The sequence below is a fragment of the Pseudomonas sp. 2,4-D genome, from assembly GCF_030418155.1.
Taxonomy (GTDB): Bacteria; Pseudomonadota; Gammaproteobacteria; order Pseudomonadales; family Pseudomonadaceae; genus Aquipseudomonas; species Aquipseudomonas alloputida.
This window is the reverse complement of the sequence record NZ_JAUHUI010000001.1, coordinates 176,596-203,579: the sequence shown is the minus strand read 5'-3', so window position 1 is coordinate 203,579 and position 26,984 is coordinate 176,596. Positions and strand designations below refer to the sequence as shown.

Annotated in this window: 25 protein-coding genes; 14 read left to right on the top strand and 11 right to left on the bottom strand. The window is 61.4% G+C overall.

The features are described 5' to 3' along the window. Positions 1-78: 78 nt before the first annotated feature. On the bottom strand, positions 79-1,368 hold the full coding sequence (locus QYE47_RS00995; protein WP_014592874.1) for an MFS transporter: 1,290 nt from the start codon (positions 1,366-1,368) through the stop codon (positions 79-81). A 361-nt stretch (positions 1,369-1,729) separates the two neighbouring features. On the opposite strand from QYE47_RS00995, the gene QYE47_RS00990 reads away from it, so the two are divergent. Together QYE47_RS00990 and QYE47_RS00985 are read left to right on the top strand one after the other, a co-directional pair. Next, positions 1,730-2,128 (top strand): acyl-CoA thioesterase, encoded by a 399-nt coding sequence (locus tag QYE47_RS00990; protein ID WP_003253317.1) that lies wholly within the window; start codon positions 1,730-1,732, stop codon positions 2,126-2,128. Between the two features lie 71 nt (positions 2,129-2,199). After that, positions 2,200-3,096, top strand: coding sequence for a D-hexose-6-phosphate mutarotase (locus QYE47_RS00985; protein WP_014592875.1), 897 nt, complete (start codon positions 2,200-2,202; stop codon positions 3,094-3,096). Positions 3,097-3,219: 123 nt separating this feature from the next. Here the strand turns inward: QYE47_RS00985 and QYE47_RS00980 are convergent, their stop codons facing one another. From QYE47_RS00980 to purE, 4 genes are all read right to left on the bottom strand, one after another. Then, positions 3,220-3,753, bottom strand: a complete 534-nt coding sequence (locus tag QYE47_RS00980; protein WP_162470261.1) for a DUF3299 domain-containing protein — start codon at positions 3,751-3,753, stop codon at positions 3,220-3,222. Positions 3,754-3,801: 48 nt separating this feature from the next. Continuing rightward, a complete protein-coding gene (locus tag QYE47_RS00975) occupies positions 3,802-4,047 on the bottom strand; it encodes a GlsB/YeaQ/YmgE family stress response membrane protein (protein ID WP_012054121.1) in 246 nt (81 codons plus the stop codon). A gap of 108 nt (positions 4,048-4,155) precedes the next feature. Then, entirely contained in the window at positions 4,156-5,238 is a 1,083-nt protein-coding gene (locus QYE47_RS00970; RefSeq protein WP_014589158.1) for a 5-(carboxyamino)imidazole ribonucleotide synthase, read from the bottom strand. A 10-nt stretch (positions 5,239-5,248) separates the two neighbouring features. After that, a complete protein-coding gene (gene purE, locus QYE47_RS00965) occupies positions 5,249-5,740 on the bottom strand; it encodes a 5-(carboxyamino)imidazole ribonucleotide mutase (RefSeq protein ID WP_003253304.1) in 492 nt (163 codons plus the stop codon). Positions 5,741-6,009: 269 nt separating this feature from the next. Here purE and QYE47_RS00960 point away from each other — a divergent pair, with 269 nt between their 5' ends. After that, positions 6,010-6,636 carry a zinc-dependent metalloprotease family protein gene (locus QYE47_RS00960; protein ID WP_014589159.1) on the top strand — a complete coding sequence of 209 codons (627 nt, stop codon included), beginning with the start codon at positions 6,010-6,012 and terminating at the stop codon, positions 6,634-6,636. Here the strand turns inward: QYE47_RS00960 and QYE47_RS00955 are convergent. After that, on the bottom strand, positions 6,628-7,545 hold the full coding sequence (locus QYE47_RS00955) for a LysR substrate-binding domain-containing protein (protein WP_003253299.1): 918 nt from the start codon (positions 7,543-7,545) through the stop codon (positions 6,628-6,630). The genes QYE47_RS00960 and QYE47_RS00955 overlap by 9 nt on opposite strands. A gap of 182 nt (positions 7,546-7,727) precedes the next feature. Here QYE47_RS00955 and aspA point away from each other — a divergent pair, with 182 nt between their 5' ends. From aspA to QYE47_RS00935, 4 genes are all read left to right on the top strand, one after another. Next, positions 7,728-9,152 (top strand): aspartate ammonia-lyase, encoded by a 1,425-nt coding sequence (gene aspA, locus QYE47_RS00950; RefSeq protein WP_029380744.1) that lies wholly within the window; start codon positions 7,728-7,730, stop codon positions 9,150-9,152. A 230-nt stretch (positions 9,153-9,382) separates the two neighbouring features. Further along, entirely contained in the window at positions 9,383-10,375 is a 993-nt protein-coding gene (locus QYE47_RS00945) for an AraC family transcriptional regulator (RefSeq protein WP_014589161.1), read from the top strand. A gap of 296 nt (positions 10,376-10,671) precedes the next feature. Continuing rightward, positions 10,672-11,715 (top strand): histone deacetylase family protein, encoded by a 1,044-nt coding sequence (locus tag QYE47_RS00940; RefSeq protein WP_014589162.1) that lies wholly within the window; start codon positions 10,672-10,674, stop codon positions 11,713-11,715. Then, positions 11,715-12,818, top strand: a complete 1,104-nt coding sequence (locus QYE47_RS00935; RefSeq protein WP_003253292.1) for a polyamine ABC transporter substrate-binding protein — start codon at positions 11,715-11,717, stop codon at positions 12,816-12,818. Before QYE47_RS00940 ends, QYE47_RS00935 begins: the two co-directional genes overlap by 1 nt. A 31-nt stretch (positions 12,819-12,849) precedes the next feature. On the opposite strand, the gene QYE47_RS00930 is transcribed toward QYE47_RS00935, so the two are convergent. Further along, a complete protein-coding gene (locus QYE47_RS00930) occupies positions 12,850-14,379 on the bottom strand; it encodes a PLP-dependent aminotransferase family protein (RefSeq protein WP_014589163.1) in 1,530 nt (509 codons plus the stop codon). A gap of 89 nt (positions 14,380-14,468) precedes the next feature. On the opposite strand from QYE47_RS00930, the gene QYE47_RS00925 reads away from it, so the two are divergent. From QYE47_RS00925 to QYE47_RS00915, 3 genes are read left to right on the top strand one after another with little or no spacing between them, the layout of a single operon-like run. Next, positions 14,469-15,098, top strand: a complete 630-nt coding sequence (locus tag QYE47_RS00925; protein ID WP_014589164.1) for an FMN-binding negative transcriptional regulator — start codon at positions 14,469-14,471, stop codon at positions 15,096-15,098. Between the two features lie 11 nt (positions 15,099-15,109). Further along, entirely contained in the window at positions 15,110-15,556 is a 447-nt protein-coding gene (locus QYE47_RS00920; RefSeq protein ID WP_003253286.1) for a GNAT family N-acetyltransferase, read from the top strand. Between the two features lie 7 nt (positions 15,557-15,563). Next, positions 15,564-16,235 carry a GNAT family protein gene (locus tag QYE47_RS00915; RefSeq protein WP_014589165.1) on the top strand — a complete coding sequence of 224 codons (672 nt, stop codon included), beginning with the start codon at positions 15,564-15,566 and terminating at the stop codon, positions 16,233-16,235. A 120-nt stretch (positions 16,236-16,355) separates the two neighbouring features. Here the strand turns inward: QYE47_RS00915 and oadA are convergent, their stop codons facing one another. Both oadA and QYE47_RS00905 read right to left on the bottom strand, forming a co-directional pair. After that, positions 16,356-18,164 (bottom strand): sodium-extruding oxaloacetate decarboxylase subunit alpha, encoded by a 1,809-nt coding sequence (oadA, locus tag QYE47_RS00910; protein ID WP_003253282.1) that lies wholly within the window; start codon positions 18,162-18,164, stop codon positions 16,356-16,358. Positions 18,165-18,175: 11 nt separating this feature from the next. Further along, complete coding sequence (locus QYE47_RS00905) at positions 18,176-19,591, bottom strand: acetyl-CoA carboxylase biotin carboxylase subunit (protein WP_003253279.1); 1,416 nt, start codon at positions 19,589-19,591, stop codon at positions 18,176-18,178. Between the two features lie 189 nt (positions 19,592-19,780). On the opposite strand from QYE47_RS00905, the gene QYE47_RS00900 reads away from it, so the two are divergent. Further along, positions 19,781-20,743 (top strand): LysR substrate-binding domain-containing protein, encoded by a 963-nt coding sequence (locus QYE47_RS00900; RefSeq protein ID WP_010955834.1) that lies wholly within the window; start codon positions 19,781-19,783, stop codon positions 20,741-20,743. Here the strand turns inward: QYE47_RS00900 and QYE47_RS00895 are convergent. Beyond that, entirely contained in the window at positions 20,685-20,903 is a 219-nt protein-coding gene (locus tag QYE47_RS00895) for a PA3496 family putative envelope integrity protein (RefSeq protein ID WP_080557752.1), read from the bottom strand. The genes QYE47_RS00900 and QYE47_RS00895 overlap by 59 nt on opposite strands. 209 nt (positions 20,904-21,112) lie before the next feature. After that, on the bottom strand, positions 21,113-21,979 hold the full coding sequence (hexR, locus tag QYE47_RS00890; RefSeq protein WP_003253273.1) for a transcriptional regulator HexR: 867 nt from the start codon (positions 21,977-21,979) through the stop codon (positions 21,113-21,115). A 103-nt stretch (positions 21,980-22,082) separates the two neighbouring features. On the opposite strand from hexR, the gene zwf reads away from it, so the two are divergent. From zwf to QYE47_RS00875, 3 genes are all read left to right on the top strand, one after another. Beyond that, a complete protein-coding gene (gene zwf, locus QYE47_RS00885; protein ID WP_003253271.1) occupies positions 22,083-23,525 on the top strand; it encodes a glucose-6-phosphate dehydrogenase in 1,443 nt (480 codons plus the stop codon). Positions 23,526-23,739: 214 nt separating this feature from the next. Beyond that, the gene (gene uvrD, locus QYE47_RS00880) at positions 23,740-25,926 is read left to right on the top strand and encodes a DNA helicase II (RefSeq protein ID WP_004575197.1); all 2,187 of its coding nucleotides are present in this window, start codon (positions 23,740-23,742) and stop codon (positions 25,924-25,926) included. Positions 25,927-26,057: 131 nt separating this feature from the next. Beyond that, positions 26,058-26,912: a TIM44-like domain-containing protein gene (locus tag QYE47_RS00875; RefSeq protein WP_014589167.1), complete on the top strand. Its 855-nt coding sequence runs from the start codon at positions 26,058-26,060 to the stop codon at positions 26,910-26,912. Positions 26,913-26,984: the final 72 nt, after the last annotated feature.

Genomic DNA, 26,984 nt, shown 5'->3' with positions numbered 1-26,984 from the left:
GGTGTCGGCCTTGAGGCCTGTGCAAACCCCCTGTAGGAGCGGCTTTAGCCGCGAAGAGGCCAGTAGCCGTAGCGCAGATCAGCGCTTGTTGGCGAGCAGGTACAGGCCCACGGCCAGACCAACGGCGCACAGGCCTGCCACGTAGTAGGCAGGCGCCATCGGGCTCACCTTCAGCAGTGCGGTCACCACCATCGGCGTCAGCCCGCCAAAGATGGCGTAGGCCACGTTGTACGAGAACGACAACCCGCTGAAACGCACCACCGCCGGGAACGCCTTGACCATGACATAAGGCACTGCGCCAATCACGCCCACGCACAGGCCGGTCACGGCATACAGCGGGAACAGCAACTCGGGACGGGTCGGCAGGCTGTGGTAAAAGACCCAGGAGCTGGCCAGCAAAAGCAGGCTGCCGATGACGAATACCCGCCCCGCACCGTAGCGGTCTGCCAGGCTGCCGGCACCAATACAGCCGAAGCTGAGCAACACGATGGCCAGGCTGTTGGCCTTGAGCGAGTCGGTCGGGCTGATGTGGTAAATGCTCTGCAGCAGTGCCGGGGTCATCAGGATGACCACCACGATGCCGGCCGAAAGCATCCAGGTCAGCAGCATCGATAGGATGATCGGACCACGATGGTCACGCAGCACAGCGCGCAGAGGCAACTCCTCGGCCAGTGCCTTGCGTTGCTGCATTTCGGCGAACACCGGGGTTTCGTGCAGCCAGCGGCGCAGGTACACCGAGAACAGGCCGAACACACCGCCAAGCAGGAACGGGATACGCCAGGCGTAGTCAGCCACCTCTTCCGCGCTGTACACGCTGTTGATCAAGGTCGCTACCAGCGAGCCCAGCAGAATGCCGGCGGTCAGGCCGGCGGTCAGGGTGCCGCAGGCATAGCCTGTGTTGCGAGCCGGCACGTGTTCAGAGACGAACACCCATGCGCCCGGTACTTCGCCGCCGATTGCCGCGCCCTGGATCACGCGCATCAGCAACAGCAGGATCGGTGCCCACATGCCGATCTGCGCATACGTCGGCAGCAGGCCCATGATCAGGGTCGGCAGGGCCATCATGAAGATGCTCAGGGTGAACATCTTCTTGCGCCCGAGCAAGTCGCCAAAGTGGGCCATGATGATGCCGCCCAGCGGCCGCGCCAGGTAGCCGGCGGCGAAGATGCCGAACGTTTGCATCAACCGCAGCCACTCAGGCATGTCGGCCGGGAAGAACAACTTGCCCACCACCGTGGCGAAGAATACGAAGATGATGAAATCGTAGAATTCCAGCGCACCGCCCAGGGCGGACAGTGAGAGGGTCTTGTAGTCGCTGCGGGTCAGCGGCCGCGAGGGCTGCTCGATACTGCTGGGCACGGAAGTCATCGCTCGTTGTTCTCTTTGTAGGGCATGCAGGCCGCTTGGCGCGCGGCTTCTGGATTGGAGACAGGCGAAGATAGCAAATTGCCGAGCTACGCCGAAAGCGATACAAAATCCACACAGATATTCGTGAATGCGCGGTCGTCGCTGGCCGTTATGCCCTATATACTGGCAATTCGTAGGATTATGTTGCTCCTAACGTGGGATGTTGTGCGAAAACGCCGGTCACTATTGTCAGGCGGTTTCGCAGAGTTTCCCTACGGCCGCCCAGTGAAACGAAATCGGCGTAGTATGTTTCAAGCTGAATCGTTTACCCGGCCTTTGCGCCACACCAACGAAAAGCGTCACGGGTCAGAGGCCCCATCGCATGATTGAGCTCGAACAAGAAGATCCAATCCCGCAAGGCGACCTGGCCTTGCAAATCACCGCATTGCCGCGAGAAACCAACGGGTTTGGCGATATTTTCGGCGGTTGGCTGGTTGCGCAGATGGACCTGGCAGGCACGGCCATGGCCAGCCGTGTCGCCGGCGGCCGCGTAGCCACCGTCGCCATCGACCGCATGGCCTTCCTGGTACCCGTCGCGGTCGGCGCACAGCTGTCTTTCTATACCCAGACCCTGGAAATCGGCCGCAGCTCGATCCAGATGATGGTCGAGGTGTGGAGCGACGACCCGCTGTCCAGCGAATGGCGCAAGGTCACCGAAGCGGTATTCGTCTTCGTCGCCATCGACGGCAGTGGTCGTACCCGCTCGGTGCCTCGTCGCTGAGCCACGCTGGCGGTAAACTCATTGCATCTGCCCGGGTCCAAGGCCCACTGGCAATCAATGAGAAGAACGCAATGGCTACCTTTCAGGTCGTAACCGAGCAACATGGCGAACTCAACTGCTGGCGTATCAGCAGTGACCGTGCCGAACTCCTGATCGCCCAGCAGGGCGCACAGGTCCTCAGCTACCAGCAGGTAGGCGAACCGCCGCTGCTGTGGCTGAGCGACCAGGCCATCTTCCGCCAGGGCAAGTCGGTACGCGCCGGGGTACCGGTGTGCTGGCCATGGTTTGGCAACCTGCAGCGCAACCCTCAGGCCGTCCAGGCCATGTACCAGGAAACACCGGCGCCTGCCCACGGGCTTGCGCGCACGCGTGACTGGCAATTGCTGGGTATCGAGGAAGTGGGCGAAACCCTGCGGATCGAGTTCGAACTGCCTGAAGCGCAGGGCGACCTGCCCGGTTGGCCCCATGATGTCGAGCTGAAACTGGTGGTGGAGATGGGCGCAGAGCTGAAACTGAGCCTGACCAGCCGCAACATGGGCAATACCCCCGTGACCATCAGCCAGGCCCTGCATAGCTACTTCGCGGTCAGCGATGTGCGCCAGGCGCGGGTCGAGGGCGTCGACGGGCTGGGTTATATCGAAACCCTGGCGGGCTGGGAACAGCGCCAGCAGCAGGGGGCACTGACGTTTGCCGGGGAGACGGACCGGATCTACCTGGACACCCCACAGACCCTCAGCATCGTCGACCCGCATTGGAATCGGCGGATTACCTTGACCAGCAGCGGCTCGCGCTCGGCGGTGATCTGGAACCCGTGGACCGAGCGGGCCAAGGAGCTGGCGGACATGGCTGATGATGGCTGGCAAAGAATGCTGTGCATCGAGACGGCGAATGTTTGGGATGACCTGGTGGAGTTGAAGCCTGGGGCGAGTCATTCGCTGGGCGTCCAGATCGGTTGTGAAAATATCTGAGCCCTGCTCTTTTTTTACCGGCCTCTTCGCGGGCTTGCCCGCTCCCACAGGTTCTCCACAAGCCTCGAAAATTGTGGGTTACCTGTGGGAGCGGGCAAGCCCGCGAAGAGGCCGGGGCAATTATCAAAGGTCTGCATCCTCCACCACCCTCACCTTCCCCGCATCCAGCGCATATGCCGCATCGGCCAGGTCATTGCTGACCTTCTCCACCTTCAGCTTGCCGCTGACCCACAGCGGGGTGTAGATGTCATCGATCTTCAGGCCTTTCGGGTAGCGCACCAGTACCAACTGGTTCGGCGGCGGTGGCGGCACATGGATGCACGCTCCCGGGTACGGCACCAGGAAGAACAACGTGCTGTTGCCCTTGGCGTCACTCTCCAGCGGCACAGGGTAGCCACCCAGGCGGATGTCCTTGCCATTCATGGCCGCAACGGTCTTGGTCGAGTACATCACCGCAGGCAGGCCCTTGCTCTGCTTGAGGCCACCCTTGGCGGTAAAGGTGCCCATGGCTTCCGGCGAGTTGTGGTCAATTTCAGGCATTTGTTCGAGCGCCTTCTGGTCCGACTTGGGCATCAGCTCCAGCCAGTCGGTTTCGGGCAGTTCGGCATGGGCCAGGGTACTGGCCAACAGCAAGGGGAAAAGGAAAAAGGCACGCATGAAAATGCTCGGCAACTCGAATGAATTGCCGAGCATTCTAACCAGTAATCAGCGTTTCTTGATGAATCCGTAGATCACCAGCAGCACCACGGCACCGATCAGCGCGCCAAGGAAGCCTGCCGCTTGCCCAGCCTGGTATATACCCAGCGCCTGGCCGCCATAGGTAGCCAACAAGGAGCCGGCAATACCCAGCAGAATGGTCATGATCCAGCCCATGCTGTCATCGCCCGGCTTGATGAAACGGGCCAGCAGGCCAACGATGAGGCCGATGAAGATGGTTCCAATGATACCCATGGCAATCCCTCTGCAGTGAAAATGGAACAAGCCAAAGCCTAGACGGGCTTCGGCCTGTTGCCATGTTCAGAGGGCATGCCGCTTGCAGAAGTTCGATTTGAACCCCGATCAGTTGCTGATCAGCGCCTCTACTTCGGCAATCTTGCGCTCGAGGGTGGCCATGTCATGGCAGCGCAGGGTGGCGTGTCCTACCTTGCGGCCAACCTTGAAGGCCTTGCCGTAGTGGTGCAGGTGGCAATCCCCGATGGCGACAACCTTGTCCACGGCCGGCACTTCACCGATGAAGTTGAGCATCGCGCTCTCGCCCACCTTGGCGGTCGAGCCAAGTGGCAGGCCGGCCACGGCACGCAGATGGTTCTCGAACTGGCTGCACTCGGCGCCTTCGATGGTCCAGTGCCCGGAGTTGTGCACGCGCGGGGCGATTTCGTTGGCCTTCAAGCCACCATCAACTTCGAAGAACTCGAAGGCCATCACGCCAACGTAATCCAGCTTCTGCAACACGCGGCCGACGTAATCTTCGGCCAGAGCCTGCAGCGGGTGTGCCTGACTGGCCACCGACAAGCGCAGGATGCCGCTCTCGTGGGTATTGTGCACCAGCGGGTAGAAGCGGGTTTCGCCATCGCGGCCACGCACAGCCACCAGCGACACTTCGCCAGTGAACGGCACGAAGCCTTCCAGCAGGCATGGCACGCTGCCCAGCTCGGCGAAGGTACCCACCACGTCTTCTGGCGTGCGCAGCACCTTCTGGCCCTTGCCGTCGTAACCCAGGGTGCGGGTTTTCAGCACGGCCGGCAGGCCGATGCTGGCCACTGCGGCGTCCAGATCGGCCTGCGAGAGGATGTCGGCGAAGGCCGGGGTGGGGATGCCCAGGTCGCGGAACATGCTCTTTTCGAACAGGCGGTCACGGGCGATGCGCAGCGATTCGGCGCTGGGGTATACCGGCACGAACTGCGAGAGGAAGGCCACGGTCTCGGCCGGGACGCTTTCGAACTCGAAGGTGACCAGGTCGACTTCGTCGGCCAGCTGACGCAGGTGGTCCTGATCGCCGTAGTCGGCACGCAGGTGCTCGCCCAGGGGCGCAGCGCAGGCGTCCGGTGCCGGGTCGAGGAAGGCGAAGTTCATGCCCAGCGGGGTACCCGCCAGGGCCAGCATGCGGCCCAGCTGGCCGCCACCGATTACACCGATCTTCATGGGTTGAGCCTCAAGCCTGGCGCGGGTCTGGGTTGTCCAGCACGGTGTCGGTCTGTTCCGTGCGGAACTGCTTCAACGCCGCGTGGTACTGCGGGTACTTGGCGCCCAGAATGCTGGCCGACAACAGGGCAGCGTTGACCGCACCGGCACGGCCGATGGCCAGGGTGGCAACCGGCACACCGGCTGGCATCTGCACGATCGACAGCAACGAATCGACGCCCGACAGCATCGACGACTGCACCGGAACGCCCAGCACCGGCAGGTGGGTCTTGGCGGCGCACATGCCTGGCAGGTGGGCTGCGCCACCGGCACCGGCGATGATCACCTCGATGCCACGGCCCTCAGCCTCCTCGGCATACTGGAACAGCAGATCCGGGGTGCGGTGGGCGGAAACCACCTTCACTTCGTAGGGAATGCCGAGTTTTTCCAGCATATCGGCGGTGTGGCTAAGGGTGGACCAATCGGACTTGGAGCCCATGATCACGCCAACCAGTGCACTCATCGTCGAGCCTCTCCTGCAAGCGCCTTCTGGCGCGCTAAAAGCAACAAGCCACGCAGGTGGGCCGGCGTGGCTTGTCATACGGATTCTGAATCGACCAGGTCGGCCGAAGGCGCGGGATTGTAACGTATTTAAAGGCTGGCCGCCCACCCCTACAAACACATGCCGGATCAAAGGGCAAGCTGTCTCGTGGGACAACTTTTTCCTGCTGCCTCGGGGTCGCCGAGTGCAGCACGCTCGCAGCCCTTACTCGCGCACTTTGGTACGTCTACATGAAAACTCCATGCTTCTTCGCACTTTCGTTTGGCTTGGTACTCAGCTTGCAATTGCCAAGTGCTTCGGCGGCCCACTCGCTCACCGTCACCGTCTATGTGCACGACGACCTGGCCGATATGCACGACGGGCAATTGAACGAAGACTTCTTCCAGCATTGGCTGAACGAAATGCGCCGTTTCAGCCAACATCCCATCGAAGTGATATTTCAACGCAAAGTAAAACACATAACCGATATTGCTTATGCAGGAATGCCGTCCGAAAAGCTCCTGGACGCTTTCAGCCAGCAGGTGTATGCACAAAAGCGACACCGACTCTACTCTCTCATGGATAAACATCTCCTGCTCACCGGCAACAGCTACGATCATAGCGGCCTGAACTACAACGCCGGCTTGGCCTATTTCAAGCAGAAAACGGCCATTGCCTCTGTGGCCGCATACGGTGCTGCAGCTCATGAAGTTGGCCATCTGCTAGGCGCCACGCATGAAGACGCCGAACTGAAGTTCAATGGCTGGGTGTGTGAAACGTACACGCACCCCCGTGTACCGGCACGATCCAACTGCTACCGCTACAGCGACAGGAATCGTGCAAATATCACTGAATACCTGAAGGACAATTCAAATTGACGCTTCACCTTGTGCGCCAGACGACTCCAGCTTGCGCCATAGCAAGCGGACGTTAGCCTTACGCACCAAAGCACAGCGGTACAGGCGGATTTCCAGCGGCACATGCCATTGGCTACCGCCGCAGATCGCCAGTTCACCGCGTTCGAGCTCGCCACGCATGGACAGGCGCGGCACCCAAGCGATGCCCATCCCCTCCAGGGCCATGCTCTTGAGGCTGTCGGCCATGGCGGTTTCGTAGACGGTGGTATAACGCAGGTTGCGCTGGCGCAACAGCAAGTTAACCGAGCGGCCGAGGAATGCGCCGGCGGTATAGGCCAACAATGGCACGCTGCCCTCACCTTCGAGGTCGAACAACGGCTTGCCATCGGCATCCACGGCGCACACCGGCAGCATTTCAGTGGTGCCCATGTGCAGCGACGGGAAGATCTCGGCATCCATCTGCAAGGCCGCGTCCGGGTCGTAGAACGCCAGCATCAGGTCGCAGCCGCCTTCGCGCAGTGCATGTACGGCATCTCCGACGTTAGTCGCAACCAGGCGGGTGGCGATGTTCAAACCGTCGTTGCGCAGCTGGGCCACCCAACGGGGGAAGAAACCCGACGCCAAGGAGTGTGCCGCAGCTACCTGCACCACTTCGCCCTGCCCGCCTTCCAAGTGATGCAAATGGCGGAGAATTTCGCTCAACTGGTCGACAACAGTACGTGCTGTGACGAGAAATAGCTGACCCGCCTCGGTCAGCTCGATGGGTGTGCGAGAGCGGTTCACCAGTTGCAGGCCCAACGCCGCCTCAAGGCTGCGAATGCGCCGGCTGAAGGCTGGTTGGGTAACGAAACGCCGCTCTGCGGCCTGGGAAAAACTGCGGGTAGCGGCCAGAGCACTGAAGTCTTCCAGCCATTTGCTTTCAAGGTTCACGAAGCACATCTCCCGGCGCGCACCAAAATGGAACACGCTCGAATATCAATTGGCGTCACATGAAACACTATGCCGTTTGTGCATAGGTTAGCGTGCAATAGCATTGGCCGCAAAAACACCTTCAGGCCTAGGATTGGCGCCATTCCGGCATGTGCCGGGTCAAAATCGAGATGATATACATCATGTCCTCTGCTGCATCGTTCCGCGTCGAAAAAGACTTGTTGGGTACCCTTGAAGTTCCTGCAGATGCCTACTACGGCATCCAGACCCTGCGCGCTGCCAACAACTTCCACCTCTCCGGTGTTCCGCTGTCGCACTACCCCAAGCTGGTCGTGGCCCTGGCCATGGTCAAGCAGGCCGCTGCCGACGCCAACCGTGAGCTGGGTCACCTGAGCGATGCCAAGCACGCTGCCATTTCCGCAGCCTGCGCCCGCCTGATCAAAGGCGATTTCCACGACCAGTTCGTGGTTGACATGATCCAGGGCGGCGCTGGTACTTCTACCAACATGAACGCCAACGAAGTCATTGCCAACGTTGCGCTGGAGGCCATGGGCCACCAGAAGGGTGAGTACCAGTACCTGCACCCTAACAACGACGTGAACATGGCGCAGTCGACCAACGACGCCTACCCGACCGCAATCCGCCTGGGCCTGTTGCTGGGTCACGACGCGCTGCTGGCCAGCCTTGATAGCCTGATCCAGGCCTTCGCTGCCAAGGGTAAAGAATTCGACCACGTACTGAAGATGGGCCGTACCCAGCTGCAGGACGCCGTACCGATGACCCTGGGCCAGGAATTCCGCGCCTTCGCCACCACCATGACTGAAGACCTGCAGCGCCTGCGCTCGCTGGCTCCGGAACTGCTGACCGAAATCAACCTGGGCGGTACCGCCATCGGTACTGGCATCAACGCCGACCCTGGCTACCAGGCCTTGGCCGTACAGCGCCTGGCCACCATCAGCGGCCACCCGCTGGTACCGGCTGCCGACCTGATCGAAGCCACCTCCGACATGGGCGCCTTCGTGCTGTTCTCCGGCATGCTCAAGCGCACCGCGGTCAAGCTGTCGAAGATCTGCAACGACCTGCGCCTGCTGTCCAGCGGCCCACGCACCGGCATCAACGAGATCAACCTGCCAGCGCGTCAGCCAGGCAGCTCGATCATGCCAGGCAAGGTCAACCCGGTTATTCCAGAAGCTGTGAACCAGGTGGCCTTCGCCATCATGGGCAACGACCTGGCCCTGACCGTCGCCGCCGAAGGTGGTCAGCTGCAGCTGAACGTGATGGAGCCGCTGATCGCCTACAAGATCTTCGACTCGATCCGCCTGCTGCAACGCGCCATGGACATGCTGCGCGAGCACTGCATCGTCGGCATCACCGCCAACGAACAGCGCTGCCGTGAACTGGTCGAGCACTCGATCGGCCTGGTTACCGCACTGAACCCGTACATCGGCTACGAAAACGCCACCCGTATCGCCCGCGTTGCCCTGGAAAGCGGCCGCGGCGTACTGGAACTGGTGCGCGAAGAGAAGCTGCTGGACGACGCGATGCTCGACGACATCCTGCGTCCGGAAAACATGATCGCTCCACGTCTGGTTCCGCTGAAGGCGTAATCAGGCCGCTGTAAACAGTCTCACCAGGTCGAGGGACTAGACACCTCTCAACCTTTCCAAGGCCCGAGCGCTTGCTTCGGGCCTTTTTTTTGCCTGAAGGTTTTGGAGGCCGCTATGCAGGCCTTCGCAACACCCGGCCGCGCCGGCAGGGTATGTGGTTTGCCTGCAGCCCCGGATATCGGCACATAACTTGCTCCATAATGCGTCCCAGCCAAACGGGATTACCCAGCATGCTGCACAGCCACCTGACCACCCTCAACGCAGTTTCGCTGATCCTCAACGTCTTCCAGGCAGACGGTTGCGAGGCGTCGGCGTTGCTGGCCGGCAGCGGCATTGGCCCGGCAGACCTGGGGCATGCCGATGCGCGCATCACCACCCAGCAGGAACTGCAGGTTTGCGCCAATGCTGTGGCCCGGCGCGAGGACATTGGCCTGGAACTGGGCCAGCGCATGCGCGTGTCGTGCTACGGCATGCTCGGTTACGCGCTGCTCTCCAGTGCCACTTTGGGTGACGCCTTACGCCTGGCGCTGCAGTATCCGGCACTGCTGGGAACAGTCTTCAAGCTGCGCTTGCTCGACGACGGCCAACGTGTCTGGTTCAGCGCCAGCGATTACCATGACAGCCCGGCGCTGAGCGCTTTCAACGCCGAGTTCTGCCTGGTGTCGCTGAAAGTCATCTGTGACGACCTGCTTGGCCGGCCGTTGCCGCTGCTTGGCGCACGCTTCGAACACCCTCGCCCTGGTTACCACGCCCTCTATGCCGAAGCGTTTCAATGCCCGATCGGTTTCGCCGCCGAAGACAATGCCTTTGCCTTCGAACGGCGATGGCTGGATATGCCGCTGCCGCTGGCCGACCCGATTACTCACAAAGCCATGAGCGAGCGCTGCCGGCGCCTGAACCTTGAATTCACCGGTCGCCAGGCATGGCTGGGACGGATTCGCCAGCTGCTGGCGCAGCAACTGGACGCAGCGCCCGGGCTGGAAGGGCTTGCGCGGCAGATGAACTGCTCTTCGCGCACCCTGCGCCGGCATTTGCAGGCGCTGGGCAGCAGTTATCAACAGCTGCTGGACGAGCTGAGGTTCGAGCGGGCCAAGCAGTTGCTGGCCGATGAACAGATGCCGATCTACCGGATTGCGGAGACTTTGGGGTTCAGTGAGACGGCCAGTTTTCGGCATGCCTTCCAGCGCTGGAGTGGCGTGGCGCCCAGCCATTTTCGTGGTTGACCTGTTCTGGCCTCTTCGCGGGTAAACCCGCTCCTACAGGGGCGTCACAACCCCTGACGCCCTGGTGGCCATTGTAGGAGCGGGTTCACCCGCGAAAGGGCCGGGCCTGCCGGCCAATGTCCAAAGGCCGTTCACCGTTGCCGCCGCTGCCTTACCCGCGACGAGGCTGGGATAGGTCACCACCCATCTGGCCATAGACCTTGGCCATATCGATCCCCTTTTGGCCGTTTGCGTCGTTCTCCCCTGCTGATCAGCCCATGACAATGGACCCACGCCAGTCCCACCGGAGAACAACAATGCTGACGATCTATTCCGATGACCACCGCCTGCACCACGGCCGCTGCGAGCTGATCGATGGCAAGCTGATGCCCTGTTTCGAAATGCCTTCGCGCGCCGACCATGTGCTCGACCAGGTGAAAAAACGCAACCTCGGCGACATCCAGGGCCCGACCGACTTCGGCCGTGCGCCGCTGTTGCGCGTCCACAGCGCCGATTACCTGGATTTCTTCGAAGGCGCCTGGGCCCGCTGGGCTGCACTGGGCCACGAGGGTGACCTGCTGCCCTTCACCTGGCCGGCCCGCACACTGCGCCAGGTCAAGCCGACCGGCCTGCATGGCGAACTGGGTTACTACAGTTTCGATGCCGGCGCGCCCATCACCGCGGGTACCTGGCAGGCTGCCTACAGTGCTGCGCAAGTTGCCCTTACCGCCCAGGCAGCGATTCAGCAAGGCGCCCATGCCGCGTTCGCCCTGTGCCGTCCGCCAGGGCACCACGCTGCCGGCGAAGTGATGGGCGGCTACTGCTATCTGAATAACGCCGCCATCGCTGCCCAGGCCTTCCTCGACCAAGGCCGACGCAAGGTCGCCATCCTTGACGTCGACTACCACCACGGCAACGGTACCCAGGACATCTTCTACAGCCGCGATGACGTGTTCTTCGCCTCGATCCACGGCGACCCGCAGGACGAATTCCCGTTCTTCCTCGGCTATGCCGATGAAACAGGCGAAGGCGCAGGCCAGGGCTACAACATCAATTACCCCTTGCCCGCCGGTAGCGACTGGACCGCCTGGAGCGCAGCCCTGGAGGATGCCTGCAAGCGTATCGCCAGCTATGACGCCGACGTGCTGGTCATTTCCCTGGGTGTGGACACCTTCAAGGACGACCCCATCTCGCAGTTCAAGCTGGACAGCCCGGACTACCTGGAAATGGGCAAGCGCATCGGCCAACTCGGCAAGCCGACCCTGTTCGTGATGGAAGGCGGCTACGCTGTGGAGGAAATCGGCATCAACGCGGTCAATGTGCTGGAAGGCTTCCAGCGCGCCCAGCCAGGAGCCCGATAATGGTCCGACTCAAACGTCTGCTCGCCCCGTTCATCGCTGCCACCCTGTTCGCAGGCGCCCTGCATGCGCAAGCCGAGCAGCGCACCCTGCGTGTATATAACTGGTTCGATTACATCACCCCGCAGACCTTGACTGCCTTCCAGAAGGACAGCGGCGTGAAGCTGGTGTACGACATCTTCGACACCAACGAGGCGCTGGAAGCCAAGCTGCTGACCGGCAACTCCGGCTATGACGTGGTGGTACCGTCCAACGTGTTCCTCGCCAAGCAAATCGAAGCAGGGGTGTTCCAGCCGCTGGATCGCAGCAAGCTGCCGAACTGGCAACACCTGGACCCGGCACTGATGAAGCTGATCGAAGCTAACGACCCGGGCAACAAGTTTGCCGTGCCGTATATGTACGGCACCGTGCTGATCGGCTTCAACCCGGCCAAGGTCAAGGCTGCACTCGGCGACAACGCGCCGGTGGACAGCTGGGACCTGATCTTCAAGGAAGAGAACATCGCCAAGCTCAAGCAGTGCGGCGTGGCCCTGCTCGACTCGCCGTCGGAGATTCTACCGCTGGCCCTGCAGTACCTGGGCTTGCCGCCGAACAGCGACAAACCGGCTGACTACAAGAAGGCCGAGGAGCTGATGCTGAAGATTCGCCCGCATATCACCTACTTCCACTCCTCGAAGTACATGGCAGACATCGCCAATGGCGACATCTGTGTGGCAGTGGGCTACAGCGGCAGCTTCTCGCAGGCAGCCAACCGCGCCCGTGAGGCGAACAACGGCGTGGTGGTGGACATGCGCCTGCCCAAGGAAGGCGCGCCGATCTGGTTCGACATGCTGGCGATTCCAAAGGGCGCAGCAAACCCGGAGGATGCGCATACGTTCATCAATTACCTGCTGCGGCCAGAGGTGATTGCGCCGATCAGCGATTTCGTGGGGTATCCGAACCCGAACAAGGATGCGACCGACAAGGTGAATCCGACGATTCGCAACAACCCCAACCTGTATCCGACGGCAGAGGCGATGGCCAAGCTGTATACCCTCAAGCCTTTGACGCGAGATGCCGAACGGGCCAGGACCCGCGCCTGGACGCGGATAAAGTCCGGTACCTGATGTTGAACCGGGGGCTGCTTTGCAGCCTCCTTCATTTTCTCCAGACTTTGCGTAGTTTCATCAAGGCCTCGGCTATCTCGCCCTCCGGCACTGCCGCAAAGCCCAGCACCAGCCCTGCCCGCTTATCCACAGGCACCTCGCAGTCCGCCAACCAGAAATTGCTCAGTGGTGTCACTTCCACCCCCACCGCCTCAGCCTTGGCCACCAACTCCTGCTCCCGAGCAAAGTTATCCACATCGACCTTCACATGCAGCCCAGCCGCCACTTCCGGCATTGCGCCCAACCCCGGAATATCCACAGGCCAACCGGCCTTGAGCACATCGCGCCGCTTCAATGCCGCCTTGCGCATACGGCGGATATGCCGCTGAAAATGGCCACGGGCCATGAACTCGGCCATCACGCACTGGCTGCTGACCTCCGAATGCCGCACCGCCAACGCTTTGCCTTGGCTGAAAGCCTGCACCAGCTTCGACGGAAGCACCAGGTAGCCCAGGCGTAACGCCGGGAAGGCGATCTTGCCGAAGGTACCGACATACAGCACCCGCCCGTGCCGGTCGAGCGCTGCCAGCGGGGCCAGCGGCGCACCGCTGTAGCGATACTCGCCGTCGTAGTCGTCCTCGATGATCCAGCCGTCACTGCGTTCAGCCCAGGCCAGCAATGCCAGGCGACGAGCAAGGCTCATGGTCACCCCGGTCGGGTATTGGTGCGCAGGCGTAACATAAGTCAGTCGGCAATCCGTCAATTGTTCCAGCCGGCTGCAATCCAGCCCGTCTTCATTCACAGGCACGCCAAACACCCGACCGCCCGCGAGCGTGAAGGCATGAGCGGCCGCCCGATAGCCTGGGTTTTCCACAGCCACACCGTCGCCCGGTTGCAACAGCAACTGTGCACAAAGGCTGATGGCCTGCTGCGCACCGCTTGTGATCACAATTTGTTCAGCCGTACAGCTCAGCCCCCGCGAGCGGCGTAGATAGGCCGCTATAAGATCGCGCAAAGCCGGCTCGCCAGCGGGGTCACCATAGCCCAGTTGCGCAGGCGACGGGTTGCGCCAGAAACCCGCCTGTAGCTTGGCCCAGACGTCAAACGGGAACAGGTCGAATGCTGGAATACCAACGCGAAAAGCACGCGGCGCACCGATTCTGGGCGGTGGCAAATGGTTATTTTTCAGGCGCTGCAGAGGCGCGCTGAAAAGCCTCCCGCTGGATAAATCCTCAGTATTTTCTTCACGAAATGTGGATAAACCTGTTGATAAGCCCAGGGATAACCCTGTGGATACTTGTGTGGACAGTTTTGGCAGCCGGCTAACGTAGGTGCCATCACCGACCCGGCTTTCGATGAAGCCCTCGGCATACAGTTGATCGTACGCGCGCACCACGCTGTTGCGTGAAAGCGCCAACATGGCAGCCAGGTCGCGCGTAGCCGGCAGGCGAGTACCACTGCTCAGGCGCCCATCCAGTACCCGCGCTCGCAACGCCTGATATAGCTGCTGGCTAAGCCCGCGGCTGCGATCCAGGGCGATCCCGGCAGGGTCGAAAGGCAGGATGAGGGGTGACTCGCGCATGATATTGGACCTATGAAAACAGGCATTAATGGATCTTACCCAGAACCAATAGCCTGCCTAGGATGGAACCATTCGACAAGGATCTCGCCATGTACAACAGTAAGCCGCACCAGGAACACGACCTCACCCGCTTGCACCAGCACATGCTAGACACCCGCCTGGCCATTCTGGTCAGCCAGGGCGAACAGGGCCTTCTGGCCACGCACCTGCCGGTGCTGGTCGATACCGCCGAGGGCGATTTCGGCACTGTGTATGCCCACCTGGCCCGGGCCAACCGCCAATGGGAAGACCTGCAGCACGGCGGCGAAGCACTGTTGGTATTCCCCGGCGCCGATGCCTATGTCAGCCCCGGCTATTACCCAAGCAAGGCCGAAAACCCCAAGGTGGTGCCGACCTGGAACTACCTGGCGGTGCACGCTTATGGCCCGGCCGAAGTTATCCATGAGGCCGAGCCGCTACTGTCTATCGTAAGCCGCCTGACCGACCGCCACGAACAGGGTCGCAACGAACCATGGAAAGTCACCGACGCCCCTGCCGACTACATCGAGGGCATGCTCCGCGCCATCGTCGGCATCCGCCTGCCCATCGCGCGCCTGCAAGGTGCACGCAAGCTCAGCCAGAACCGCTCCAGGCAGGACATCGATGGCGTGCGCGAAGGCCTGAGCGCCAGCCCCGATCAACGGGACAACCAACTCGCGGCGCACATGCGCCAACTCTGAAGGAATAGCCCATGCCCAACCTTACCCTGCGCCCTGTCACGGCCCAAGATCACGCGGCCTGGCACGCCCTGTGGCAGGCCTACTTGCACTTCTACGAGACCGAGCTGGCCGATGCCGTCAGCCTGAGCACCTGGCAACGCCTGCTCGACCCCAGCGAGCCAACCCATTCGGCACTGGCCTGGGTCGACGGCAAGGCGGTGGGGATGGTCAACTTCATCTACCATCGTTCCAACTGGAGCATCGAGAATTCCTGCTACCTGCAGGACCTGTATGTGGACAGCACGCAACGTGGCCTGGGCATTGGTCGACAGTTGATCGAGCACGTCTACACCACTGCCAAGGCCGACAACTGCATCAAGGTGCACTGGCTGACCCACGAAACCAACGCCACAGCCATCAGCCTGTACCAGCAGGTTGCCGAGCGCTCGGGCTTCATCCAATTCCGCAAAGGCTTGTAGGCCGCACATGACAGACGCATTGAACTGGAAACCCGCCGCACCCCCCAAGGCCGAGCCCATTGAAGGCCGCTTCATCCGCCTGGAGAAGCTCGATCCCGGTCGCCATGGCGAAGACCTCTGGGAGGCACTGCAGGGCCCGGCCTCCGATCCGGTGCTGTGGGACTACCTGCCCTACGGCCCGTTCGCCGAACGCGCCGCCTTTGACCGCTGGCTGGAAGGCAACGCTGCTGGCCGCGACCCGCTTTTCTACACCGTCATCGACCGCGCCAGCGGCCAGGCCCAAGGCATCCTCAGCCTGATGTCGATCGTGCCTGAACACGGCCGGATCGAGATCGGCCACATTGCCTTCGGCGCCGCCATGCAGCGTACGCCCAAGGGTACCGAGGCGGTGTACCTGCTGGGCAAGCTGGGCTTCGCGCTGGGTAATCGACGGCTGGAGTGGAAGTGCAATAATGCCAACGCCCGCTCCAAACGTGCGGCAGAGCGATTCGGCTTCGTCTACGAAGGGGTGTTCCGCAAGCACCTGGTGGTGAAGGACCATAACCGCGATACGGCGTGGTATTCGATTACCGATGATGAATGGCCGGCGGTGGCTGCCGGGTTTGAGCGGTGGTTGAGTGAAGAGAACCAGCAGCCGGGTGGCCAGGTGGAAAGCCTTGAGATGTGCCGCAAAGGTTAAGCGGTGTGCTGAATCAGGTCTCCTACAAGGGATGCGCGTTGTGAGGTGCGGGTGAGTCCGGCACAAAAAAGGGGAGCATCCGCTCCCCAGAGGTTAACCACTTGTAGATGAGGGCTTAAATCAGCCCTCGATCTCGATCAGGATCTCACCCGGCGTCACGCGATCGCCCTTGGCCACATGGATGGCCACGACCTTACCGGCGATGGCCGCCTGCACTTCGGTTTCCATCTTCATGGCTTCGGTGATCAATACCGCCTGGCCGGCCTTGACCATGTCACCTTCCTTGACCAACACATCAACGATGTTCCCTGGCATGGTGGTGCTCACGTGGCCAGGGTCGGTCGCTTGCTTGCGCTTGCTGCCGCCACCGCTGACGAACTCGTTGAGTGGCTCGAATACCACTTCCTCCGGCATGCCGTCGATCGACAGATAGAAGTGTCGCTTGCCTTCGGCCTTAACGCCCACACCGGTGATATCGACGCGGTAGGTTTCGCCGTGTACGTCGATGACGAACTCGGTCGGCACGCCTTCACCGCCAGGGGCAGCCACGGCACCGGCTTCCGGAATCGGCAGCAGAACTTCAGGCGTCAAGGTGCCAGCTTCGCGTTCTTCGAGGAACTTGCGGCCAATGTCCGGGAACATGGCGAAGGTCAGCACGTCTTCTTCGCAACGGGCCAGGGCACCGATGTCGCTACGCAACTTGGCCATTTCCGGCTTCAGCAGGTCAGCCGGGCGCACATCGATCACTTCTTCACTGCCGATAGCCTGGCGACGCAGTTGCTCGTTGACCACACCCGGGGCCTTGCCATAGCCACCTTGCAGGTACAGCTTCACCTCATTGGTGATGGTCTTGTAGCGCTCACCCGCCAGCACGTTGAAGAAGGCCTGGGTGCCGACGATCTGCGAGGTCGGGGTGACCAGCGGCGGGAAGCCGAGGTCTTCACGCACACGCGGGATTTCGGCCAGCACTTCGTTCATGCGGTTGAGGGCGCCCTGCTCCTTGAGCTGGTTGGCCAGGTTGGAAATCATGCCGCCCGGTACCTGGTTGACCTGTACCCGGGTGTCTACCGCGGTGAACTCGCTTTCGAACTGGTGGTACTTCTTGCGCACGGCGTAGAAGTACAAGCCGATCTCCTGCAGAAGCTCCAGGTCCAGGCCGGTGTCGAACTCGCTGCCCTTGAGTGCAGCAACCATCGACTCGGTACCCGGATGGCTGGTGCCCCAGGCGAAGCTGGAGATGGCGGTGTCGATGTGGTCCGCGCCATTTTCCACAGCCTTGAGCTGGCACATGGCTGCCAGGCCGGCGGTATCGTGGGAGTGAATGAACACCGGCAGCGACTGTTCTGCCTTCAGCGCCTTGACCAGCTCGCCAGTGGCGAACGGGGTCAGCAGGCCGGCCATGTCCTTGATCGCCACCGAGTCGCAACCCATGGCTTCCATCTGCTTGGCCTGGTTCACGAAGGCTTCGATGGTGTGTACCGGGCTGGTGGTGTAAGCGATGGTGCCCTGGGCGTGCTTGCCGGCGGCCTTGACCGCTTCGATGGCCACGCGCAGGTTACGCACGTCGTTCATGGCGTCGAAAATGCGGAACACATCGATGCCGTTGACCGCCGCCTTGGCGACGAAGGCCTTGACCACGTCGTCGCTGTAGTGGCGGTAGCCCAACAGGTTCTGGCCGCGCAGCAGCATTTGCAGGCGGGTATTTGGCAGCGCCGCGCGCAGCTTGCGCAGGCGCTCCCACGGGTCTTCCTTGAGGAAGCGCACGCAGGCGTCGAAGGTGGCACCACCCCAGACTTCCAGCGACCAGTAGCCAACCTTGTCGAGCTTGTCGCAGATCGGCAGCATGTCTTCGGTACGCATGCGGGTAGCCAGCAGGGACTGGTGAGCGTCGCGCAGGATCGTGTCGGTTACGTGAATTTTCTTGGACATTATAGGGTTCCTCACAGGCCTGCGTGGGCGGCAATGGCGGCGGCGATGGCCAGGGCCAGCTCTTCGGGTTTGCGCTTGATCGAGTAGTTGGTCAATTCAGGGTGGCTTTCGACAAAGCTGGTATTGAACTGGCCGCTACGGAATTCCGGATTGCGCAGGATTTCCTGGTAGTACGCGGCGGTGGTCTTCACCCCTTGCACGCGCATGTCGTCCAGGGCCCGCAGGCCGCGGTCCATGGCTTCTTCCCAGGTCAACGCCCACACCACCAGTTTCAGGCACATGGAGTCGTAGAACGGTGGAATGGTATAGCCGGTGTAGATCGCCGTGTCGGTGCGCACGCCCGGGCCGCCGGGGGCGTAGTAACGGGTGATCTTGCCGAAGCTGGGCAGGAAGTTGTTTTTCGGATCTTCAGCATTGATACGGAACTGCAAGGCGTAGCCGCGGTGCTGAATGTCTTCCTGCTTGACCGACAGTGGCAGCCCCGAGGCGATGCGGATCTGCTCACGAACGATGTCGATACCGGTGATTTCCTCGGTAATGGTGTGTTCCACCTGCACCCGGGTGTTCATTTCCATGAAGTACACTTCGCCATCGGCGAGCAGGAACTCCACGGTACCGGCGTTCTCGTAATTCACCGCTTTGGCCGCACGCACCGCCAGGTCGCCGATGTAGGCGCGCTGCTCAGGAGTGAGCTGTGGGCTCGGGGCAATTTCGATTAGCTTCTGGTTACGACGCTGGATAGAGCAGTCGCGCTCGAACAGGTGCACTACGTTACCGAAGCTGTCACCGAGAATTTGCGCCTCGATGTGCTTCGGGTTGACGATGCATTTCTCCAGGAACACTTCGGCCGAACCGAATGCCTTGGTCGCCTCGGAAATGACCCGCGGGAAGTTCTGTTCCAGTTCTTCGCGGCTATTGCAACGGCGAATACCGCGGCCGCCACCACCGGAGGTGGCCTTGAGCATCACCGGATAACCGATGCGGTCACCTTCGCTCAGGGCTTCATGAATATCGGCAACGTTGCCTTCGGTGCCCGGGGTTACCGGCACACCGGCGGCGATCATGGTGCGGCGCGCTTCGGTCTTGTCGCCCATACGGCGAATCACGTCGGCGGCCGGGCCAATGAACTTGATCCCGCGCTCGGCGCAAATTTCTGCCAGTTCAGCGTTTTCCGAAAGGAAACCATAGCCCGGGTGCAGGGCATCACAGCCGGTTTCCACAGCCAGGTTCACCAGCTTGCGCGGGTTCAGATAACCGGCCAGCGGCTCGGCACCGATGCTGTGTGCTTCGTCAGCGCGCTTGACGTGCAAGGCATGCCGGTCGGCGTCGGAAAAGATCGCTACCGAGCGAATGCCCATCTCGGCGCAAGCACGCACGATCCGAACTGCGATTTCACCTCGGTTGGCGATCAGGATTTTTTTTATCACTGGAGTCTTCCCAAAGCCGTAGGAACAGTCGAGCCGGTTCTACCGGTCGGCGCGTGACCAGACGTTGCTGGCCAGTCGCGTATTCACCCTAGCGCTGTAGGTCGATAAACAAAAATCAATATTTGTTAGAGGCTGTATTAGCAAAAGCTTATAGTTGGGTAACAAGGTGTTGCCGAAGAGCTGATTAAAATGCGTAAGTCCTTGATGCGTATGACATTGCGTCAACTCCAGATCTTTAACGAGGTGTGCGATTTGCGGTCGTACAGCCGTGCTGCGGAGGAGATGGCGTTGACGCAACCCGCCGTTAGTCTACAGATCCGCCAGCTTGAAGAGCTGATCGGCCAGCCATTGTTCGAGTACGTCGGCAAGAAGCTCTACCTGACCGAGGCGGCCGAGGCCTTGCAGCGCGCCAGCCACGATATCTTCGGGCGCCTGGAAAGCCTGGACATGCAGCTGTCGGACATGCAGGGCTCACTGCAGGGTCAGTTGAAACTGGCGATCGAGTCCAGTGCCAAGTACTTCGTGCCACACCTGTTCGCCGCCTTCAAGCAGCGTCACCCGGAAGTCAACCTGACCCTGACGGTAGTCAACCGTGCCCAAGCCATCCGCCGCCTTTCCGATAACCGCGACGACCTGATCATCATGTCGATGGTGCCGCAAGACATGGGCCTGGAGTTTCTGCCGTTCCTCAACAACCCGATCGTTGCGGTTGCGCCGCCACAGCACCCGCTGTGCAAGCTGGAGCAGTTGCGCATGCAGGACTTGGAGCCTCATACCCTGCTGGTCCGCGAGCAAGGTTCGGGAACACGCAAGGCGTGCGAAGAGTACTTCAAGGATAAGCGTGTGCATTTCGCCCAAACGCTTGAAGTAGCCTCGGCCGACGCCCAGCGCGAATGCGTGATCGCCGGGCTGGGGATCGCCCTGTTGACCCGTCACGCAGTCAACCTGGAGCTGGCTACCGGGATGCTGAAGGAATTACCGGTCGAGGAGCTACCGCTGTACCGTAGCTGGTGCGTGGTGCAGGCCAAGGCCAAGCGGCAGTCGCCGGTGGCCTTGGCGTTTCTTGCATTCATACGCGGCGAACGTGCTCTTATCAGCGCGCTTGTTGAACGTTTTTCTGGGAAGTTGCCGCCGACGACTGCCATACCGTGAGTGCTTGCAGCTCGGGGTAGTCCGCCAGGTCGCGGAGCAGTTGACGTTGGTCGCAATAGCTCTCGATCGCGCGGCGGTATTCCATACGACGCTGATCTTTTTCCTGCTGCTTGCGAGCCTTGGCGTTGGGTTGGTACGTACCGTCGAAGTCACGAGCCATTGCCTGTCTCCCAGATAGTATGCGGGAGTTTCAGACTGACCTTGATGGTTTACCGTTTGGCGGTGGAATGGTGACAGAATCGTGAATTTTCACTGCCTGTGCCGGTCTGTTCGGGGGCTTGCCCGCTCCCCAGGAATTGCACCGATCTACAGAGGTGCACAGTACCTCTGGGAGCGGGCAAGCCCGCGAACAGGCCAGTACAGTTGAATTCAGTCGTCTGTAGCCTTGATCGATTTGGGCGACAGACGCAAGCTGCGCAGGCTGCGTTTCACGCTCTTCAGGTGGTTGACCAGGCTAGGCCCGCGCGCCATGGCAACGCCCATCGCCAGCACGTCGATCACCACCAGGTGGGCAATACGCGAGGTCAGTGGGGTGTAGATCTCGGTGTCTTCATGCACGTCGATCGCCAGGTTGACTGTCGATAGCTCGGCCAGCGGCGTCTGGCTGGGGCACAGGGTAATCAGGTTTGCGCCGCTCTCACGCACCAGGTTGGCAGTGATCAGCAGGTCCTTGGAACGGCCCGACTGGGAAATACACACAGCCACATCGCCCGGCTTCAGGGTAACGGCCGACATCGCTTGCATGTGCGGGTCGGAATACGCTGCCGCGCTGAGCAGCAGGCGGAAGAACTTGTGCTGGGCATCGGCGGCAACCGCACCGGACGCGCCAAAGCCGTAGAACTCTACCCGCTGCGCCTGGGCCATGGCGCTCACGGCTTGTTGCAGCGCCTGCGGATCAAGGTGCTCGCGCACTTCCATCAGGGTGTGCAGGGTGGTGTCGAAGATCTTCAGGCTGTAGTCAGCGACCGAATCGTCTTCGTGGATGGCGAACTGCCCGAAGCTGGCCCCGGCAGCCAGGCTTTGCGCCAGTTTCAGCTTCAGGTCCTGGAAGCCCGAGCAGCCAATGGCCCGGCAGAAACGCACGATGGTCGGCTCACTGATACCCACGCTGTGCGCCAAATCGGCCATGGAGCTGTGCATGACGGCAGCCGGGTCGAGCAGCACGTGGTCGGCCACTTTCAGTTCCGATTTGCGCAGCAGGTGGCGCGATTGGGCGATATGTTGCAACAGATTCACAGGCGGGACTCGGTTATGATCGGCTTGCCGGGTTGTAGCTTTCTTGTAGTTATACTACATGGACGCCAACCCGCCCAGTTAAACGAACGTGGAGAGTGGTGGTTTGACTATTCCTTGCGACATTCTGGTCTTCGGCGGCACCGGTGATCTTGCCCTGCACAAATTGCTTCCGGCGCTCTACCACCTGTTTCGCGAGGCCCGTCTGAACCCTGCCGTGCGGGTCATCGCACTGGCCAGACGCAACCTGCCACGCATCGACTATCTCAAGCTCGCCGAACGCCATTGTCGGGCGCAGATTGCCCGCAGCGACTTCGACGAAGAGGTATGGCAGCGGTTTTCCGCACGGGTCGACTACTTCCCGATGGATGCTTCACAGAGCGCCGATTTTGGCCGCCTGGCACGCTACCTGGGTGAACCCGGCGGGCTGACGCGCATCTTCTACCTGGCCACCGCCCCCAACCTGTTCGTGCCAATTGCCAACCACCTGCGCATTGCCGGGCTGGCCGACACCGAAGCGCGCATCGTGCTGGAAAAACCGATCGGTCATTCGCTGGAATCGGCCACAGCCATCAATGAAGCGATTGGCACGGTGTTCGAAGAAAGACAGGTGTTCCGCATCGACCACTACCTGGGCAAGGAAACCGTGCAGAACCTGATGGCCCTGCGTTTTGCCAATGCCCTGCTGGAGCCGGTGTGGCGCAACAACCAGGTCGACCATGTCCAGATCAGCGTTTGCGAGACACTGGGCGTAGAAAACCGCGGTGCCTACTATGATCGCGCCGGGGCTATTCGCGACATGCTGCAGAACCACCTGCTGCAACTGCTGTGCCTGGTGGCCATGGAGCCACCCGCGCAATTCGAGGCAGAGGCGGTACGCGACGAAAAGGTGAAAATCCTGCGCGCCCTCAAGCCGATCACCGGCCAGGATGTGCAGGACAAGACGGTACGTGGCCAATATGGTGCCGGGCGTATCGGCGGCCAGGAAGTGCCGGCCTACTACTTTGAAAAGGACGTCGACAACGACAGCGATACCGAAACTTTCGTTGCCATCGAGGCGCATATCGACAACTGGCGCTGGGCGGGCGTGCCTTTCTATCTGCGCACCGGCAAACGCATGGCGCGGCGCGCTTCGCAGATCGTCATCCAGTTCAAGCCAGTGCCTCACGAACTGTTCAGCGGCGGCCAGGTCAACCAGTTGCTGATACAGCTGCAACCGGACGAACGCATCAGCCTGCGCATGATGACCAAGAGCCCAGGCAAGGGCATGCGCCTGGAACCCGTGGACCTGGACCTTAATCTGGCCCAGGTGTTCAGCCAGACTCGCCGCTGGGAAGCCTACGAGCGCCTGCTGCTGGATGTGCTCGAAGGTGATTCGACACTGTTCATGCGCCGCGATGAAGTGGAAGCAGCCTGGGCTTGGGTAGATCCAATCATCAAAGGCTGTGAAGAGCACTTCCAGGCGCCCCGCCCCTACCCGGCTGGCAGTTTCGGGCCCGAACAAGCCAACAGCCTGCTCGCCAGGCATGGCAGGCATTGGCATGGCTGAATGACCTGCGCGATGGCGCGACCCTTAATCTGAAACAGCAGCAGATGAAGTTCGAAGGTGCGAAATCCATAACGTGAAGGCCATCGCCTGACCATGCCTCAGCCAGCTTGCGCAGGCCGTGACCTGGCCCCGGACCGATGAGCGGGATGCCGCCAGGTGAATATTCATACAGTAGATATTTGCCCCTTACCCGGCATCGCCCTAGAATGGCCCGATGCGCACAGACGACCTCTCTCTCCTGCTGAATTCCCTCAACGATGCCCAACGCCAGGCCGTAGCGGCCACGCTCGGGCGTCAACTGGTGCTTGCCGGCGCCGGTTCCGGTAAAACCCGCGTGCTGGTACACCGCATCGCCTGGCTGATCCAGGTCGAGCAGGCGTCGCCGCACTCGATCCTGTCGGTGACGTTCACCAACAAGGCCGCAGCAGAAATGCGCCAGCGGATCGAGCAACTGCTGGGCATCAACCCGGCAGGCATGTGGGTCGGCACCTTCCACGGCCTGGCCCATCGCCTGTTGCGGGCCCACTGGCAGGAAGCGCGGCTGGTGCAGAACTTCCAGATCCTCGACAGCGACGACCAGCAGCGCCTGATCAAGCGGGTCATGCGCGAGTTGGGCCTGGACGAGCAGAAGTGGCCGGCACGCCAGGCCCAGTGGTTCATCAACGGGCAGAAAGACGAAGGCCTGCGCCCGCAGCATATCCAGGCGGGGGGCGACCTGTTCCTGGCGACCATGCGCGAGGTCTATACGGCCTACGAGCAGGCTTGCGAGCGCGCCGGTGTCATCGATTTCTCCGAGCTGCTGCTTCGCGCCCTGGACCTGTGGCGTGACCACCCGGGCCTGCTGGAGCACTATCAGCGACGCTTCCGCCACGTGCTGGTGGACGAGTTCCAGGATACCAACGCCGTGCAGTACGCCTGGTTGCGCCTGCTGGCACGCGGTGGCGACAGCCTGATGGCGGTAGGCGATGACGACCAGTCGATCTACGGCTGGCGCGGCGCCAAGATCGAAAACATTCACCAGTACACCGCCGACTTCCCCGACGCCGAAATGATCCGGCTGGAGCAGAACTACCGCTCCACCGGCGGCATCCTCAAGGCGGCCAACGCGCTGATCGCCAACAACAGCGGGCGCCTGGGCAAGGAACTGTGGACCGACATGGGCGAAGGCGAACCACTGACCCTGTACGCGGCCTACAACGAGCACGACGAAGCGCGCTATGTCGTGGAAACCATCGAGAGCCTGGTCAAGCAGGGCAATGCGCGCAACGAGATCGCCATCCTGTACCGTTCCAACGCCCAGTCGCGCGTGCTGGAAGAGGCCCTGCTACGCGAGCGCATCCCCTACCGCATCTATGGCGGCCAGCGCTTCTTCGAGCGCGCCGAAATCAAGAATGCCATGGCTTACCTGCGCCTGATCGAAGGGCGTGGCAACGATGCCGCTCTGGAGCGGGTGATCAACGTGCCGCCGCGCGGTATTGGCGAAAAAACCGTCGAAGCCATCCGCGAGCACGCCCGTCACAGCCAGCTGTCCATGTGGGAGGCCATGTGCCAGCTGCTCGCCGCCAAGGCCCTCAAAGGCCGCGCCGCCAGTGCCCTGGGGGCCTTTATCGAGCTGATCGAGGGGCTGGCCGCCAAAGTTGTGGACATGCCGCTGCATACCATGACCCAGACCACCATCGAACAGTCCGGCCTGATCACCTATCACCAGGAAGAAAAGGGTGAAAAGGGCCAGGCACGGGTAGAAAACCTTGAGGAACTGGTCAGTGCGGCACGCAACTTCGAGTCCACCGACGAAGACGCCGACCTTTCCCCGCTCTCGGCCTTCCTTGGCCATGCCTCACTCGAAGCTGGCGATACACAGGCTGATGAGCATGAAGACAGCATCCAGCTGATGACCCTGCACAGCGCCAAAGGCCTTGAGTTCCCATATGTGTTCCTGGTGGGCATGGAAGAAGGCTTGTTCCCGCACAAGATGAGCCTGGAAGAACCCGGCCGCCTGGAAGAGGAGCGACGCCTGGCCTATGTAGGCATCACCCGCGCCATGCGCCAGCTGGTCATGACCTACGCCGAAACACGCCGCCTTTATGGCAGCGAGACTTACAACAAGGTTTCGCGTTTCGTGCGTGAAATTCCGGCAGGCCTGGTTCAGGAAGTACGCCTGTCCAACAGCGTCAGCCGCCCGTTCGGCGGGGCCAAGACGGCCACCAACAGCAACCTGTTCGCCAATGCCAGCATTCCGCAGACCGCGTTCAACCTTGGCCAGCGTGTGCAGCATGCGGTATTCGGCGAAGGTGTGATCCTCAACTTCGAGGGTTCTGGCGCTCAGGCGCGGGTGCAGGTGAATTTTGCCGAAGGTAGCAAATGGCTGATGCTGGGGTATGCCAAGCTCGAGGCTGTCTAAAGCGCACAAGGGTCTGGCCTGCCAACTTTGTAACATCAGGCAAAAGCTCGAAACACTATGTCGCTGGTCATGTGCCCGGGAACCTGTGCACCATGACGCGCGTGCAATCCACAACAGGGGATATCCCACTTATGCAACGTTTTCTTAGCATCGCACTGGCGCTCTGCGTCGGCCTGACGCTGAGCCTGGACGCCAGCGCCAAGCGTTTCGGCGGCGGCAAGAGCTCGGGCTCCGCGCCTATCCACCAGACCCGCCAGGCTACGCCAACCACGCCTGCTGCCGCGCCGACCGCACCTGGCCGTGCACCGGCTGCTGCCAGCGGTGCTTCGCGCTGGTTGGGCCCACTGGCCGGCCTCGCCGCCGGTGGCCTGCTGGCTTCCATGTTCATGGGCGACGGTTTCGAAGGCTTCCAGATCATGGACTTCCTGATCGTGGCGCTCATCGCCTTCCTCGTGTTCCGCTTCATTGCCGCGCGACGTCGCCAGCAGCAGCCACAAATGGCCATGCCAGGCCATGCGCCGATGCAGCGTGAGGCTCACGCGCAGCCTGCGCAGCCGTCGATTTTCGGTGGTTCGGCCGCACCTGCTGCCACAGCCGCACCGGTGATCAACGCGCCGGCCTGGTTCAACGAGCAGAGCTTCCTGGCGGCAGCCCGTAACCACTTCCAGTCGCTGCAGCAGCACTGGGATGCCAATGAAATGGACAAGATCAGCGAGTTCGTTACCCCGCAAATGCTTGAGTTCCTCAAGCGTGAGCGTGCTGAGCTGGGTGATGGCTTCCAGTCTACCTACATCGATAACCTGGAAGTGCAACTGGACGGTGTCGATGACCGCGCCGACCGCACCGACGCTACCCTGACCTTCCGTGGCGTGTCGAAGAATTCGCGCTTCGACCAGGGCGAAGTGTTCAGCGAAAGCTGGCACATGGTTCGCGCCCAAGGCGAGAACCAGCCTTGGCTGGTAGCCGGTATCCGTCAAAACGGCTAACCGCTGCGTGCTAAACAGAGAACCCCGGGCTTGCCCGGGGTTTTTGCTTTTGCCAAAGTGGGCTACTAGGGT